The organism is Clostridium aceticum, from assembly GCF_001042715.1.
GTDB classification, from domain to species: Bacteria; Bacillota; Clostridia; order Peptostreptococcales; family Natronincolaceae; genus Andreesenella; species Andreesenella acetica.
Map to the genome: position 1 here is coordinate 2,346,194 of NZ_CP009687.1, position 15,336 is coordinate 2,361,529.

The 15,336-nt window shown below is 34.7% G+C and carries 16 protein-coding genes; 3 read left to right on the plus strand and 13 right to left on the minus strand.

The genetic code is table 11. The annotated features are described in order from the left end of the window. Positions 1 to 8: 8 nt before the first annotated feature. Genes CACET_RS11035 through CACET_RS11045 form a run of 3 tightly spaced genes read right to left on the minus strand, consistent with a single transcriptional unit; the run spans position 9 to position 2,920 of the window. Positions 9 to 1,079 (minus strand): uroporphyrinogen decarboxylase family protein, encoded by a 1,071-nt coding sequence (locus CACET_RS11035; protein ID WP_044825004.1) that lies wholly within the window; start codon positions 1,077 to 1,079, stop codon positions 9 to 11. 41 nt (positions 1,080 to 1,120) lie between these two features. Further along, a complete protein-coding gene (locus CACET_RS11040) occupies positions 1,121 to 1,990 on the minus strand; it encodes a methylcobamide--CoM methyltransferase (protein ID WP_044825003.1) in 870 nt (289 codons plus the stop codon). Between the two features lie 15 nt (positions 1,991 to 2,005). Further along, positions 2,006 to 2,920: a CobW family GTP-binding protein gene (locus tag CACET_RS11045; protein ID WP_044825002.1), complete on the minus strand. Its 915-nt coding sequence runs from the start codon at positions 2,918 to 2,920 to the stop codon at positions 2,006 to 2,008. A gap of 321 nt (positions 2,921 to 3,241) precedes the next feature. Between CACET_RS11045 and CACET_RS11050 the strand changes: the two genes are divergently transcribed. Beyond that, positions 3,242 to 4,306 (plus strand): glycosyltransferase family 4 protein, encoded by a 1,065-nt coding sequence (locus tag CACET_RS11050; protein ID WP_044825001.1) that lies wholly within the window; start codon positions 3,242 to 3,244, stop codon positions 4,304 to 4,306. A gap of 150 nt (positions 4,307 to 4,456) precedes the next feature. Here CACET_RS11050 and CACET_RS11055 read toward each other — a convergent pair whose 3' ends face one another. Continuing rightward, on the minus strand, positions 4,457 to 5,467 hold the full coding sequence (locus CACET_RS11055; protein ID WP_044825000.1) for a YheC/YheD family protein: 1,011 nt from the start codon (positions 5,465 to 5,467) through the stop codon (positions 4,457 to 4,459). A gap of 147 nt (positions 5,468 to 5,614) precedes the next feature. Here CACET_RS11055 and CACET_RS11060 point away from each other — a divergent pair, with 147 nt between their 5' ends. Continuing rightward, complete coding sequence (locus CACET_RS11060) at positions 5,615 to 5,827, plus strand: hypothetical protein (protein ID WP_044824999.1); 213 nt, start codon at positions 5,615 to 5,617, stop codon at positions 5,825 to 5,827. A gap of 196 nt (positions 5,828 to 6,023) precedes the next feature. Here CACET_RS11060 and CACET_RS11065 read toward each other — a convergent pair whose 3' ends face one another. Together CACET_RS11065 and CACET_RS11070 are read right to left on the minus strand one after the other, a co-directional pair. Next, the gene (locus CACET_RS11065) at positions 6,024 to 7,595 is read right to left on the minus strand and encodes a sensor histidine kinase (RefSeq protein WP_052661446.1); all 1,572 of its coding nucleotides are present in this window, start codon (positions 7,593 to 7,595) and stop codon (positions 6,024 to 6,026) included. Positions 7,596 to 7,977: 382 nt separating this feature from the next. After that, positions 7,978 to 8,451, minus strand: a complete 474-nt coding sequence (locus CACET_RS11070) for a YbaK/EbsC family protein (protein WP_044824998.1) — start codon at positions 8,449 to 8,451, stop codon at positions 7,978 to 7,980. 230 nt (positions 8,452 to 8,681) lie between these two features. On the opposite strand from CACET_RS11070, the gene CACET_RS11075 reads away from it, so the two are divergent. Next, complete coding sequence (locus CACET_RS11075; protein ID WP_044824997.1) at positions 8,682 to 9,212, plus strand: cupin domain-containing protein; 531 nt, start codon at positions 8,682 to 8,684, stop codon at positions 9,210 to 9,212. Positions 9,213 to 9,386: 174 nt separating this feature from the next. Here CACET_RS11075 and CACET_RS11080 read toward each other — a convergent pair whose 3' ends face one another. From CACET_RS11080 to CACET_RS11110, 7 genes are all read right to left on the minus strand, one after another. Next, positions 9,387 to 10,769 (minus strand): hypothetical protein, encoded by a 1,383-nt coding sequence (locus tag CACET_RS11080; protein ID WP_044824996.1) that lies wholly within the window; start codon positions 10,767 to 10,769, stop codon positions 9,387 to 9,389. 197 nt (positions 10,770 to 10,966) lie between these two features. Next, positions 10,967 to 11,779, minus strand: coding sequence for a formate dehydrogenase accessory sulfurtransferase FdhD (gene fdhD / locus CACET_RS11085; RefSeq protein WP_044824995.1), 813 nt, complete (start codon positions 11,777 to 11,779; stop codon positions 10,967 to 10,969). 69 nt (positions 11,780 to 11,848) lie between these two features. Beyond that, positions 11,849 to 12,451, minus strand: coding sequence for a molybdenum cofactor guanylyltransferase (locus CACET_RS11090; protein WP_044824994.1), 603 nt, complete (start codon positions 12,449 to 12,451; stop codon positions 11,849 to 11,851). A 280-nt stretch (positions 12,452 to 12,731) separates the two neighbouring features. Beyond that, positions 12,732 to 13,637, minus strand: a complete 906-nt coding sequence (locus CACET_RS11095; RefSeq protein ID WP_044824993.1) for an ArsA family ATPase — start codon at positions 13,635 to 13,637, stop codon at positions 12,732 to 12,734. After that, positions 13,630 to 14,517 (minus strand): ArsA family ATPase, encoded by an 888-nt coding sequence (locus CACET_RS11100; RefSeq protein ID WP_044824992.1) that lies wholly within the window; start codon positions 14,515 to 14,517, stop codon positions 13,630 to 13,632. The genes CACET_RS11095 and CACET_RS11100 overlap by 8 nt, the downstream gene beginning before the upstream one ends. A 12-nt stretch (positions 14,518 to 14,529) precedes the next feature. Further along, the gene (gene arsD, locus CACET_RS11105) at positions 14,530 to 14,829 is read right to left on the minus strand and encodes an arsenite efflux transporter metallochaperone ArsD (RefSeq protein ID WP_044824991.1); all 300 of its coding nucleotides are present in this window, start codon (positions 14,827 to 14,829) and stop codon (positions 14,530 to 14,532) included. Positions 14,830 to 14,902: 73 nt separating this feature from the next. Beyond that, the gene (locus CACET_RS11110; protein ID WP_044824990.1) at positions 14,903 to 15,241 is read right to left on the minus strand and encodes an ArsR/SmtB family transcription factor; all 339 of its coding nucleotides are present in this window, start codon (positions 15,239 to 15,241) and stop codon (positions 14,903 to 14,905) included. Positions 15,242 to 15,336 lie beyond the last annotated feature (95 nt).

A 15,336-nucleotide genomic window follows, 5' to 3' on the forward strand; every position in this document is an offset into this window, starting at 1 on the left:
GTTGATTTTTAGATGAAATTTTTTGGGTCTAACGGCCACTTTCCATACTTTCTAGCAGAAGCCATAAATTGGTCAATATTTTCTAGAGGAACATCCCCCGAAAGGTCACATCCTGATGCCAAAATATATCCACAAGGACTATCATAGGCTTTTTGAATACAATCCTTCACCGCTAGGTCTACATCATTGGTGTTTCCTAGATACAACACCTCTACTGGGTCTACGTTTCCAAGGATAGGCACTTTACTTCCTGCCACCTGCTTTGTATAGGCTAAGTCTACTCTGTTGTCGATACTGAGCATATCACAGCCTGATGTCACCATATCTCCTACGATGGAAGTTGTATCTCCACAGATATGATAACAAACCATGCCCTTGGCATCGTGAATATCCTTCATTAAATCTATGGTATAAGGCAACACAAATTCTAAATATTGTTTTCGATGAAGAATAGTCCCGGATGCAATGGGATCACATAGTAGGATCACAGCTCCTTCTTTTATAAACTCTCTATAAATCATTTTTAATCCTTCATTACAGAAATTGATTAATTGATGCAATTTTTCAGGGTTTTTTTTCGTTGCCCTTAGCAAATTTTCTGTTTGATAGATACTTGCGGCGGCAGTAAAAGGGCCAGATATTAAAACCCCTGTTGGAACCTCTTTTCCTACTTGATCAATTAAAATTTTGGTAGCTTCTATATGCAATTGTAGCTTTTTATCGTTTTTCAGCTCTAGTTTTGACATATCCAGCTGATCTACATCATTTAGATTCTCTAAGGCATATTTCATAATAGCTGGTATTGAATCTTCAGGGTCACTCATCTGACTGCCTAAAGCCCCACCAACCCCATGTAATCCATACTCAATGATGGTTAAATCATTCCCAAACCTTTCATAGCAGGCCACCTGTGCCTTAGATTCGTTTACAGCACTCATTCTTTTTTCTTTATGGGTGATTCCTAAACCTAGTCCGGACATCGAGCATAGGACCGGCATGGCTAGTATCCTGTCCATAGGCTTTCCAGTCATAAATGCTCCTAAACGCTCATTTGGTGTCATTTGATCATCTTTATGCATTGTAATATCCTCCTCTATAGGTTCCACTAATGATAAAACACTTAAGCCAATTTAACGGTTTTTATTATCCCATTTTTTAGCGTAAATTCTTTGTTTTTAATACACATTTGTCCAACAAATTTTGTCTGACCAATAATTTTTACACAGGCTTCAGGATACTTCATTGGAGTACCTAAGTTTATGTCCTCCCATTGTGCTTTATCTGTTCCTAGAAGTGCAAAAGTAGTTTTGGGACAAAGTAGTACAATGGTTTCATCCCTAAGGCTTTCTTCTATACTTTTAAACAGTGGATAAGTAAAGATTTCTACCACTTTTTCTGCAAGCTTAGGACCTAAAATGTTTAACCCCCCGGTTGAATCCCCATAACTAATCATATTGACCCCTGATTTTTCAGCTTCTTTTACAAAGCGTAGTATTTCACTTCGAAATTTATCTAAAATGGCCTTCATGGCTTCAGGATTTTTTTTAAATATTTTAAAGATATGGCGTGGATCAATTAAAACATTCATGATGGTAAAAGGACCTGAAATATATAGGACTACATTTTCCCCTTCTTCTCTTAAATACTTGCAGGCTTTTAAAACTTCTGCTATACGGCCTATTGTATAATCAATTTCAGGTAAATTTAATATCTCCTCAGCAGTAGTGCAAATATAGTCCTTTGCTCTTGGTCCTATGTTTTCATCTCCATAGTTAATATTTCCACCCAAGGCTTCCCCCTCAAGGGTATGGCAAAAGGGCAGTTCACAAAAACTTGCATGATCCCGCTCTTTTACAGCAATGGCCAGCTGAGCCATGCTATCCCAGCTTTTATAGGCTTGGGGAAACTTCAAACTAGTTTTTTCTGCGATCTCTTTGCTCATACCTACAGAGTTATCATAGGTACATTCAAAATCAATCATTTTACTCATGCCAACGCCTCCAAACTATTGTTGAAACTCTTCGGCTATTTTTTCTTTATTTAAATTGCTGCCAATAACAGCTACTTTTGTTTGTTTAGTATTTTCTAAATATTTCCAGTAATGATGGTGTGGTGTAAAATCAAAGTGAACAAATCTCTTAGAATCAAGTTCTAAGATTCCTTTTGCTCTCAAAATACCACCGTATTCCTTATTTTTTAAAGCAATTAGTAGGTTATTCAACTCTTCTTCAGAAAAAACTCTTGGACTCACTATGGAGAAAGTACCAAACATCCTACTGGCAGGACTTAATAGGGACTTCTCCTTGGGATCAACACTGCAATTTTCAACAGTATTTAATATCTCAATGATTTTTTCTCCATCATAACCATACCAATCTTCCTTTAAAATAAAGGCTGTGGGATTGTTTAATCTTATTTGAGAAATGACTTTTTCTACTTCTTCATGATCCAATTTATCAAAATGGCTTAGAAAAATGATATGTGCATTTCTTATTTGATCTAAATAAAATGCACCAAAGCTTTCTAAATAATCGTCAAATGCACTTACATCTACAATCGTAATTAATTGATGGACGCTGATACCCATACTAGGCTTCTCAGAAAGTTTGCTACAAACCTTTACAATATCCGAGAGACTTCCCACACCTGAGGGTTCTATCAATATATGGTCCGGTCTATATTCTAAGGTCAGTTCTTCTATAGCTTTCTTAAAATCCTGTACGACGCTGCAACAGATGCACCCAGCATAGATTTCTTTAATAGGAAGCTGACCTTCCATCAAATCTCCGTCAATTCCAACATTACCAAATTCATTTTCGATTAAAACTGTCTTACCCTCCATGTTGGGAATAACTTTTCTTAAAAATGTAGTCTTCCCAGCTCCTAAAAAGCCAGAGATAATACTAATTTTTGTACTCAATGTAGACCTCCTTTGTAATAAAAGGGTTTATTTTTCTAATCCCACGACTGCTCATTTCAACACCTTTAACTTTAAAAAGCTCATATTTTGTCAATTCTCTATAATTCTAACACTTAACATGTCTAATATCTAATCGATGTTTTCTATTATGATATATGTGTGTATAGATATTTTCTATGAAGCTCAGCTGAGTTTAAAATCATTTCTATATTTATCATTGCAGTACTGCCTTTAAATCTTTAATAAATATCTATACACCATCAATATATTTCTCCATATTATAAATAGTAAAGGTTGTAAAGTATAGGGAGGTGTTTGTTTATGGAAGTTTTGCTTCTATCCATCATTGCAAAGTGTGGTGTATTCACCCATGTCCGAGAATTAGCTTTATCTATGCAAAAACATGGTGTTCAAGTCACTGTAGGATTCATCCATAATTCAAAAACCATACGCATGTTTAAATCAACGAAAGAAGACCTGCAAAATATGGAAGAATCTCTAAATGGTATCAATCATTTCTTTTATGAATCTGATGAGCATTTATTACAACAAATCAGCTGCAAACACATAGATTTGATACATGCTCATTCACCTCTGGTTTTTCCCACTACGGTACAGGTTTCTAAGAAGCTTAATATCCCTTTCATAGTAACACTTCATAGTGTATTGGATTGGAATAAGCTTTACCCTAATACAATCGCACAGGCAGAGTACATAATTGCCGTTGGCCCAGAAGCAGGAAAGTCTGTAGGTAAAGATTTCCAAGAAAAACTTTATACAATATTTAATGGTATTGATGTAGACTACTACAAGCCTTACAGCAATAAAACGGTAGGTGGACCCTTACGTATCATATGGATGGGTAGAACTAGTGGTGCAGCCGCAAGTGGAGTCAGTTGTTTAGCCAAAGCAATCCATATCCTCCAACAAAGAGGCATTCCTATAGAGACCAAGATTATTGGTTATGCTGTAGGTGCAGATACTAGTAGGCTGAATGTCTGTGGTTGGGTCCATGACCCCTTACCTTATCTACAGTGGAGTCATATTGTATTCGGTCGAGGGCGAGCCCTTAGAGAGGCGATGGCTTGTGGAAATGTAGGTTTTTTAATTGCTCAAGGTTATGGAGGAATGGTTCAGGAAAGTTGGTTTGAAAAGGGCAGACAGCCCCAGCTCAGTGGTTCACTAAAGCACGGATACTCAGAGCTCAGTATTTCTACAATAGCTAATGATATATTACATTTTCACAAACATCGTAACCAACTTACACGAGCGAGAAGCTTAGCAAGAAAAATAGCTGAAGAAAATTTTGATATAAAAAAAATGGTAGAACAAACTTATTCCGTCTACCAAAAGGCTCTTCAACATTACATTGGCAAAAAAAAATAGGATTACTAAAGAAAATAATACCCGTTCAGCTAATTTTGGGAAGCCTAGCGGGTGTTTTTAATATCTTTCATGAAATAAAACGCTATATTGCTAACTGGATCTCTAGTTCTTATACTGAAAATACTACTACTGAGACTCCTGTATCTATCATTAGGTTTTTGCTAAGTAAGCAGCGTAACTTAGTGGTGTAAGAAAAGCTCTTTCTACTGCCTCCTCACTAATTTCTTGAAAGATCGTTTTCTCTGGCTTACCATTGACTTCGATAATCCATAGTTTGTTGTCTAATCCAATACCCAAATCCACACTGATTTCTCCTAAGACGCACAATTCTTTTTCTAAAGTCTTTGCTACCTGAATACTGACTTTCCTAAGTTCATGTGTAATATCTTTTTTCACTACTATGTCCTCTAGAACCTTCTCAACAGGGCGAATAGCATAAGTTATATTGGTTATAAAATGTTTTTTGTAGCTGATTCTGCTCATATCTTCGGTTATATCCCAAAGACCCTCATGATTTTTTTGTACTAACATACGTATATCAAATATACGTCCGTTTGTAGTTTTAAAAAAAATGAAGGGTTGCATGATGTAGTTGTCCAGATGCAGATATTTTTCCACATAATCAATGAATGTTTCGGTAGTTTTAAATATTTTCATGGGATAGGGACTTCGCATATACACTTTATATTCCTTGTTTTCGAGGCTAAACTTATAGATGTTGCTTCCTAATGAAGAATTTTGAGGCTTTATTATTATAGCCCCTTCTTCTTTCAACATGACTAGCATAAATTTTTGATTATATAGATAAGTTGGTATCAACAAATCCTTCAGTTTTGTTTCCTTTAAAATAGAATAAATCTGATATTTATTAAACCGAGTAAAGCTGTTAAAGACCTTGCCCTTTCCTATCACCGTTTCTAAACGGCTAGTTACTTCTGTTGAGCTGGTGTAGCATCTATGATAAACGACATCAGGAAACCCGGTTGTTATTTGTTGCCATTCACCATTTTTTAATATAATCCCTCTAATCTTTTGATCTGTCCAGCTAATTCCTTTAACTGTGAATTTTAAAAGATTGATGGGAGAATCTTTATCTATCTTGTAAAAGGATACCGGTTTTAAATTATTACAGAGTAAACCTATTAGCACCTTTTCTTTCATGATCACACCCCTTCCTTAGTACATCATATTCACTTTCGATTTTATTGGTGTGATTCACTTCCAAAAAACCCTCTTAAACTACGAGGTTATAGTAGTACACTTTCCAAACATAGTTCATAAAATAAATGAGAAAGGTGGTGAGGAAGAGTGGGTGTAAGAGGTTGTGGCTGCACTTGTTTGGAGTTAACAGAGGACTTTGAGTTAGGTGAAGATGTTCAGATACGTACTGTTTCAAACGCTTTAGAGCGTGGCGAAATAAGTGAAATTAGGGAAAATACCATCGTGTTGGATCAGGGGGGAGATGAATTTATTGTTATCTGCTGTGCTCATATTGTCAGCATAGAACCAGCAGGTAATTAGTGACTTAGATAAACAAAATATAGATGTGCGCTTCTAAAATTTAGAGGTGCACATCTATAGACAATATTTTTTTAAACGCTATAATCATCATCAAGGACCAATTGTTAGTTGCCTCAATACCTTATCTACTATATTACTTTTTATGCTTTCATCAAAGCCTGTTTTATTTCAAAGTATACTCTAAAATAGCTTAGCATTAGCCAGCAGAATAAATATCTGAAAACTCAACATTTATTCTTTCCACATGATCTTGCTTTGCAGGTGGACTTAACTGCCAATCCTCCTCAACTACTCTTGTAGGTAGTTGTATATTAAAAGTGGAACCTTTGTCTAATTCACTTTCTGCACTAATTTTACCACCGTGCATTTCTACGAGAGCTTTGACAAGACTCAACCCTATACCACTTCCTTCATGGTGTCTGGAAAACAAGTCTGTTACTTGGCAAAATCTTTCGAATACTTCTTGCAATTTTTCTGGAGGGATGCCCTTTCCACTATCCTTTACCTCAATGTATAAATGATCATCGTCATGATGAATACTAACCAGTATTGTTCCCCTCTGTGGCGTAAATTTCACAGCATTAGAGAGAAGGTTTAACATAATTCTTTCTATTTTTTCATCATCACAGGCAATTATTTTTTCTTCTATATCTGTATCAAAAATAAGATGAATACCTTTATTTTCTATGTAATTAGATACAGATAGTGTAATTTCCTCTACAATCCTTACTACATCGCAGTTCTTTAAATGTACTTCAAATGCTAAAGCATCTATCTTAGTGATATCTATTAGGTTATTTACAAGTCTAAGTAATCTATAACAGTTTTGTTTCATGATGGTGACATTTTTTATTACTTTTCCTTGATTTTCGCAGTATACACGATCTCTTGAATAGGTTTCAATCAACTGCACTGACCCCAAAATAACATTTAACGGGGTTCTCAACTCATGAGAAATATTTGAAAAAAATTCTGTTTTCATCTTGTCTTGTTCTAATATCTCATCTATGATTCGTCTTTTTTCTACTACCCGCTCCTCCAACATGTATCTTTCTTTTTTGTCGCTAATATCTGTTATCACGCCTACTATTCCACTAGGGTTCCCCATCCCATCTGTAAACAGAGCCTTATTAACAACAACATTTCTTAAGCTACCGTCAACAATCCTCATTACTGTTTCGTAAACCTGTTTCCCTGTGGTTTTTAGAAGCTCTATATCCATCTCATGGTATATATTTGCTAGTTTCAAGTCATATAAATCATATACAGTTTTTCCGATAACCTCCTTTTCCTTCAAGCCTGTAGCCTCTTGAAGTGCCAAATTACAACCAGTATATCTGTACTCTAAATTCATAAAAAAAATGGGATTCGGTATAGCATCCATTAAACTCTGTAGAAGAATAATCTTTTTCTTTAATTGTTCCTCGGTAAGTTTTCTTTTTTGAACTTCATTTTCCAGTTGAAGATTTTTTTCCCTCAAAGCTTCTGTTGTTCTTCCTAAGTAATACGCAATAGAATAGTACAGTATAGATCCCAAAATCATAGTCAAAAGTCCATTTGCATAGTCTAAGTTAATATTTAAGATAAAATTCCTTACTCCAAGCATAATCCATAATGTTGCTGTAATCAACCCAGCTTTATAACTCAGTCGTACAGAACTTATACTTATAAACAACAGTCCTAAAATCCCCTTGATAGACATAGGTATAAAGGGCACGAGGTTTAAAAGTATCATCAGTGTATAAAAACCAACATAAACTTTTTTCATAGATATCCCCCTAGGATTATAGTTCAGTTCTGTTTTCATAGGTGCTAACTTAAGCTAATTATTTCCAAGAACCCTCTCAATTTGTCACTCTTAACATAGGGAAGGATCTTGAAATAAAGAAGAATTTTCTTAATGTCAAATGCTGGCTTAAGTTGACGCTAGTGACTGTGTTTTAACTTTATAGCTTAACTATGATAATCTAAATCACTACATTTTGAGAATATGGTACTATATTACTATATTACCTTATTCTTCCTTATTGCTGTTTTTCCTTCTTTTTTTACTTTTATACAATAAAAAAGTCCTAGAGGAGCATATCATATCAGCTTCTATTAGGACTTTTCCTTTGAGGTAAATTAGAAAAGCAGGCTTTATTTACATGTTATTCCTGCCAAGCCTTACATACATCTACCCAGGAATTTGCATTAGAATATTTTTCAAGTTCATCAATAGTAAGTTCAATAGCACTATTGCTGCTGCCACAGGCTGGAAAAACTGTTGTAAATCTTTTGAGGGATGTATCGAGATAGGTAATTACGCCATCCTTCACTCCAAAGGGACAAACGCCACCTACTGCATGTCCTACAAGCTTAACTACCTCGTCAGAAGTTAACATCTTTGCCTTTGTCCCAAAGTGTGCTTTATATTTTGCATTATCGATTTTTGCATCTCCTGCTGTAACAATCAAAATACATTTGTCCTTCACCATAAAGGATAATGTTTTTGCAATTCTTTTTGGTTCACAATTCGCTGCCTGAGCTGCTAATTCCACTGTGGCACTGGACACTTCAAACTCAAGGATCTTATCCTCCATATTCCACTGCATAAAATATTCCCTAACTTTTTCTATAGCCATTTTCCTTCTCCTTTGCTTTATATGAATTAATTTCTAATTACCGTAATTATAACATTCTGTAGGAAAATATAAAAATCCTTCAATTTGCTAGATGTGTAAAATTATCAGCATCCCCTAATATAACATCACACCGCAAACAATGTACGCTATACTTATAGGCTTTCTACTAGCACCTTCCTAAAGTTATAGCATATGCTATTAACAAAGCCTAAGAAAGGAGAGAAAACAACATGTATAACCCTTATAATCCATATTGGTCCCCCTACTGGACTACACCCCCCACGTATAATCCCTATCCCTATTGGGGTACACCACCAATGTATCCTTCAGAACCCCCAAAACACTTTATTGACTTAAAGGATTATGGACCACAACCCTATGTAGTTAATATCGAGGAGGCTACTAAGCAAAACGATTATTATCGTATCGCTTTGTGGACAGGTAAATATTTGCAACTCACCTTAATGAGCATTGATGTTGGTGATGACATAGGTTTAGAAGTTCATCACGACCATGATCAATTCATACGTATTGAGGAAGGGCAAGGCATTGTTAAAATGGGAGACAAAAAAGATCAGTTGGATTTTCAAGCAAAAGTCTATGATGACTACGCAATATTTATACCTGCCGGCAAATGGCATAATCTAATCAATACAGGTTGTAAACCCCTTAAACTATACTCTATTTACGCACCACCCGAGCATCCCCATGGCACAGTTCATAAAACTAAAGAGGATGCTGAAAAATGTCGTGAACGCTAAATACCATAAGCTTTACTTCTCTGTGAAATTTAGAAATTCTAAAGGCTTGTGTGAATTTTAACTCTAGACTCTATTAGAAACATAAAATACTTTATAGTAAAACAAAGCAACCATAATATTGTTTGGTTGCTTTGCAAATAGTTTAAAATTTATACGCTTAATATTTCAAACATTTTAATGACTCTTTATTCTAAGCCATTCACTTTCCGTAATAAATTCATGGATATCATTTTTATAATTGACCTCTAGCTTCTCTCCTTGATTTATTACTTTAATAGTCATTTTATCTTTATTATTAATCAGCATTTCCACTACATTATCCTTTACTTGCTGTACCTTATATTTATCTGTTACTTCTCGCTCTGACATATAATAACCTTGGTGCATTTCGTTGCCTACAAATTCGATGGTAGCACCTAAAAAATTATCTACTGGATAGATCCAAATTTTATTTTCTAACAATGAAAGAATATCCAATTTTGTTTGTGCTTTATTTCCTGTTTCTAGTTTTAAGTTCCCAGCAAGATCATAGAGTTCAAGATCTTCATTGATAAGAATCCATTCGCCATTTTGCCACTTATATTCATGTTCAAACCCTACTAAATCCCAGTTTCCTACTGGCCAAAATTCTAGATAGAAGGTAACAATAACTTTATCTGCCTCTTCTTTTACTTGGACGTAACTAAAGTCATGTGTTTGATGAATCCCAAACTTATCTAAATAGTATTTGAAATTATCTTTTGAATCTTTATCTAACAATACAACATATTTTTTATCTAGTTGAGGATAGTAAAGACTTAAGTTATTAGAAGCATCATTTGAAACTTGAGGGAATAAGGGAAGCTTATCCAAGTCTGCTTTAGTATAGTTGCTTTTATGTACTGAAGTATCTATGCTCTCATCATTATTAGTTGTTTCAGCTAAGTTCCAAAAATAATCGTCAGAATAATATCTAAAAGAAAATTCATTCATATTAAACTCAAAACATATACCTTCTTCAAACAGGATAAATAGTGATTCCTCACCAAACCTATTTTTTCTTATCTTATATTCACTAATTGTATAATTTTCATCAGTTATTCCTTCATAAACTTCTATGTAGTAAGAAACAAATTCTTCCCATAGATAGAATTTCTCTTCACCGAATTGCTGAATTTCTTGATCATAAATATCATTTAATGCAGGTTGTTGTCTTATAGCAATCTTCCCATTCGTATCAAATATGTAATATTTATTACCATCACCATCAACGAAGGTAATATTTTTCCTTGGATCATCAGTGTTTTGCTTTGACATACCGTAAGTTACACTTCTATATTTTTCAAATCCAAACATAGCAATATATAGTTCATCAGCAGTATCATGATCTATCTTGTCTTTATCAAGCAACTTAGCATCTTTAAATGCTTTTTCAGTTAGCTCCCACAACTCTGTTTCTTCATTATATCTTGCATACGATTGCTGAGAGCTTACTTCCTTTGATCTACTACATCCCACCAACAACCCCAGTATTAAAACCGCTACTATAAATAATATTACTCTCTTGTTCTCTCCCACGCTCTTCTTCCTCTCCATAGATGATTAATAATAATTGATATAATTTAACATTATTAGCATACTACAAAACTTATTTTATTATTGTCGATTCTTGTCGAAAAAAGATGTGTTTTTTAGTTTAACTTGTAAAATAAAAGACACAAGGAATTGCCAGCTAAGGCAACTACTTGTATCTACTTACTTTAATATTATTAGCATTAACTTAAACCATAGTTTGTCATCCTGATCGGAGCGATAATCCTCTCCTCACCCTGATAGATATTCATTCTTTTACCTCTAGCAAAGCCAATGAGTGTTATACCCAATTCTTTTGCAATACCTACAGAAAGATCAGTTGGTGCTGAACGGGATACGAGGATGGGTATTTTCTGTTTTGCAGTTTTAATAATCATCTCTGAAGAAATTCGACCACTGGTGATAAGGATTTTATCCTCTAGGTTGATTTCTTTTAAGAATGCTTCCCCTACAATTTTGTCTAGGGCATTATGCCGACCTACATCTTCATGAAATATGATTATTTCCTCTTGGTTACAGAGACCACAGCTATGAACACCTCCAGTTTCTTTAAACAACACCGAGCTTTTATTTAACTTGTTAGATAAACTTAAAATGGACTGGGCTTTGACTTTTAGGGAACTTTCGATGGGGTGGGTGCCTAGAGAGTCTAATACATTGTAGAATACCGTCCCTTTTCCACAGCCTGTAGTTACTGTTCTTTTTCCAAATAGTTTTTCAACAAAGTTTGTATTATTGGCTAAGCTGACATGGGCGTGACCCTTCTCCTCATCTATCGTTATTTTTTCAATATCTTTCTTAGACTTAATAATTCCCTCAGAAACTAAAAAACCTACTACTAGATATTCTAGTCCACTAGGAGAGCACAGTAGCGTAATAAACTCTTCACCATTTAGAAATATAGTGAATGGATATTCTACAACTACTGCGTCTTCTATGGATTCAATTACTTGATCATCGATCTTTTTTATCTTCACCGTTTTAGTATAAGCCATTTTACCCCTTCCTCCAATAATTTTTCCTGCAAAAACCCTGGGCAGTAAAATAAGTCCCTTTACTGGCTTTTAAAAATATAGGGTCTTTAGTTTCATATATTCTTCGTAATTGTTGACATTGATAAAACTTTGTAGGTATGGATCAAACTGTTTTATAGTTTCTTGTTGAAGTGTTTGTACTTTTACTTCATGAAAAAAATTTATAATTTTATAGTCTTCCTTTTGTAGTAGTTTTGCCATGGGTTCAATACAACCCTTCCCATAAATTGCATGTAGGGGTTGATAGTGTCCCTCTAGATGGGGAATGAAGACATCTTCATCCCCTAAATTTGCCTTCATATACTGAATTAAAGGAATGTTTAACAGTGGCATGTCACAAGCTACAGCAAAAACATATTCATTACTAGCTTCAATGATTCCCGTGTAGAGTCCAACTAAGGAACTTTTTTCTTCCACCTCTAATCTATCTTTAGCAAAGTGCACACTCTTAAGCATCGGATACTCTCTCGGAGTATTTGTTACTACAATAACCTCTTGAAATACAGTTTGTAGCTTGTCAATAACTATTTCAATCATTGTCTTTGAGCCTAATTTTAGCAGTGCCTTGTTTTGCCCCATTCTTCTGCTATTTCCTCCAGCTAATACCACTGCTGAGATTGATTTTTTCTCCATGTTTATATCATCCATTTCTATACATAGTAGCTTACCAATTTATATCATTATTTTTTTATTAGATTTAATATATCTACCCACGATTCATTCTCTAACACAGTTGAAAATTTTATATTTCCCTACTTCTAAGCATTCTAACAATACAAATATAAAGTACACCACCTTATGAACTGCTTTGTTATATAAATAAAGGGTTTTAATATACTCTACACTTCTACATAAGTACACTAAAACCCTTTAGATTGAATCAAATATAAAATTTTACCATTTTATCTACTATCTATTCTTCCTTTATATCAAATATTTCAGTACCTATATTTTTTAGCATAGCTATGCCTTTAATTTCATCCTCAAACATAGAAATTTTAAGTAATTCTGCATCCTTAAAGGTTTCCTTAATTTCTTCAATATAACCTAACTGCATATTTCTTCTTTTTTGGTAGAAGGGGGTTACAGCTTGCTCCTCTGGAATAATTAGATTAGCAACCACCAATTGGGTTTTGATATCTAATGTCATCAGCTCCTGGGATGCACGATAGGCCTCTACAATCGGTGTTTTTTCAGGGTACATGACAAAGGCAAAGGTGGTTGATTTTTCATCCTTCATCCTATCAATAACCTTGTCAAATACTTCTTTTTGTTTTTTATCTGCTTCACTTATTCCTGTGGAGATTCCTGCCTTCAACTGAATTTGTTTGCTCCAATCCATTGGTAACTCCAGCATCCTTAAGGTATGCCCTGTCGGTGCAGTGTCAAAGACGATGACTTGGAATTCTTCCAAGCTTGCAAATTCTATGAATTTTTGAAAAGCTGCCATTTCCTCTGTACAGGGTGAATCTAGTTCCTCCCGCATAGCCATGATTGTATGAGTATCAAATTTAGCCTCAGCGTCCTCTAATACATTTTTCTTATATTCCTCAGTAGCCTTTTTTTGATCAATCTTAGCTGCATATAGGTTATCTACACTTTCGATTGGAGTAATTGTATCAGATACAGGCCTATCTAAAACATTTCCGATGTGCGCTGCTGGATCAGTGGTTAGCAATAGAGTTTTATAGCCCTTTCTTGCAGTCTGAAGTGCAGTAATGCAAGCCATGGAGGTTTTACCAACACCTCCTTTTCCTGAAAAGAAGATATTCTTTCTTTCTCCTTTTGCTGGATATAAGACTGTATCTAATCTACTCAATTACATCACTTCCTTGAAAGAGTTTTTCTGCACTTCTTCTAAACATATCTACTCCCTTTAGCTCCGTATCAAAAAGCTCCATAGTTTGTGTCTTGATGTGCTTAAAAATTTCCTTTGTCTTTTCTAGGGTTGCTTGTTGTTTATCAAATTTCTTTTTAAAGAAGGGCACCACTACCTCCTCTGCTGGAATTAAACCATTGATAATAACTTTGGTGGTTTTAATCCCTAGTTCCTCCAAATCATGAGAAGACCTCATGGTTTCTGCTAAGGAAGTCTCCTCTGGCTGCATGACAAAAACAAAGTCTGTTTGATGAGAGTCTCTTAATTTAGCAATAGCATCATCATATTTCTTCTTACTATCTTGAATAAGTGCCACTGGTCCCATGCAGGTTTGACCGCTACCCTTAGCACTTTCTTCAATATGTTTACTCCAATCCACTGGTAATTCCAGTAGACGAATGGTATGACCCGTAGGAGCAGTATCAAAAACAACCACTTCATATTCCTCGGTGTCCATAAAGTCTATAAACTTATCAAAAACAGCCATTTCTTCTGTACAGGGTCCACTTAATTGTTCCTCTGCCACTTTGACCAAATCCTCATCAAATAATTCTCGCATAGGCGCAAGGGATCTTTCTTTGTACTCCTCTGTCGCCTTATCAGGGTCTATTTCCATGGCATAAAGATTCTTCACGCCATAAATTTCAGTAATTTTATGACCAATCTCCTGTTCAAATACATCCGATAGGTTGGCGGCAGGATCTGTTGTAACGATTAGGGTTGGCTTACCTTTTTCTGCATAATGTACTGCTGTAGTTGAAGCCATAGATGTCTTGCCTACCCCACCTTTTCCAGAAAAAAGTATAAACTTTGTTTGCATCCTATTCATCTCCTATAAATGGCTTTCAATTTCTTCTAGCGTCGGATATTGGCTAGATTTAATAATGATTCCATTAACCGTTGTAATAGGTAATACATCTCTTCCTTTTTCTTTAATTAGTTGAAAAACAGCTTCATTTTCTTTAAACTTTGAGGGTTGTTGGCTAATCATATATCTTTCGACAATCGCTTCAGGATACTTTTTCTTTAATAACTCTAGATTTTCCTTTGTCTTTACTAGTGTTTCATCTACACTGGGACCGCAAATTCCTGTAGGACAACACATTGGTGGATCATAAATTTCTATTTTCATTGACACGCATCCTTTCATGTTATAATTGTATGAATATATTAAATTGTACGCATGTATAGTATTTCCCACTTCTTTATAAACTTTTACAAGTAAAACCACTTTCTTTGTGCTTTCTTAATTTTTCAAGATCCTGTAGAAGTTTAACATCTTGATCCATTTTTTCATTCATAAAATCATAAAGCAGTTTATTATTTTCAATAAAATCTGGGTTTATTCGATAATATATCCACTGAGCTTTCTTTTCAAAGGAAATGATTTTTTCGTTTCTTAGCTTCCCTAAGTGCCTTGACACATTAGACTGCGTTGTCTCTAGTACTAACTCAATCTCACATACACATAATTCACCTTTTCTCAGTAAGTTTAATATCCGTAATCTATTTTCATCGCCAAGTATCTTGAACAACCCATCCATTTTTTCACCACCTAAGATCTAAATTTCTTGATTATATTAAATCTGTTAGACTTAAAAGTTTTGTTCTACCCTTAAACTCACAGTCTCTTTTCCTT

What these genes read in the sequence shown, in the direction of transcription:
- CACET_RS11110 (WP_044824990.1), bottom strand. Translation starts at nt 15,241, where the DNA reads ATGGATGGGTTGTTCAAGATACTTGGCGATGAAAATAGATTACGGATA.
- CACET_RS11035 (WP_044825004.1), bottom strand. Translation starts at nt 1,079, where the DNA reads ATGCATAAAGATGATCAAATGACACCAAATGAGCGTTTAGGAGCATTT.
- fdhD (WP_044824995.1), bottom strand. Translation starts at nt 11,779, where the DNA reads ATGGCTTATACTAAAACGGTGAAGATAAAAAAGATCGATGATCAAGTA.
- CACET_RS11070 (WP_044824998.1), bottom strand. Translation starts at nt 8,451, where the DNA reads ATGGCTATAGAAAAAGTTAGGGAATATTTTATGCAGTGGAATATGGAG.
- CACET_RS11040 (WP_044825003.1), bottom strand. Translation starts at nt 1,990, where the DNA reads ATGAGTAAAATGATTGATTTTGAATGTACCTATGATAACTCTGTAGGT.
- CACET_RS11065 (WP_052661446.1), bottom strand. Translation starts at nt 7,595, where the DNA reads ATGAAAAAAGTTTATGTTGGTTTTTATACACTGATGATACTTTTAAAC.
- CACET_RS11100 (WP_044824992.1), bottom strand. Translation starts at nt 14,517, where the DNA reads ATGCAAACAAAGTTTATACTTTTTTCTGGAAAAGGTGGGGTAGGCAAG.
- CACET_RS11055 (WP_044825000.1), bottom strand. Translation starts at nt 5,467, where the DNA reads ATGAAAGAAAAGGTGCTAATAGGTTTACTCTGTAATAATTTAAAACCG.
- CACET_RS11050 (WP_044825001.1), top strand. Translation starts at nt 3,242, where the DNA reads ATGGAAGTTTTGCTTCTATCCATCATTGCAAAGTGTGGTGTATTCACC.
- arsD (WP_044824991.1), bottom strand. Translation starts at nt 14,829, where the DNA reads ATGAAAATAGAAATTTATGATCCACCAATGTGTTGTCCTACAGGAATT.
- CACET_RS11090 (WP_044824994.1), bottom strand. Translation starts at nt 12,451, where the DNA reads ATGGAGAAAAAATCAATCTCAGCAGTGGTATTAGCTGGAGGAAATAGC.
- CACET_RS11075 (WP_044824997.1), top strand. Translation starts at nt 8,682, where the DNA reads ATGTATAACCCTTATAATCCATATTGGTCCCCCTACTGGACTACACCC.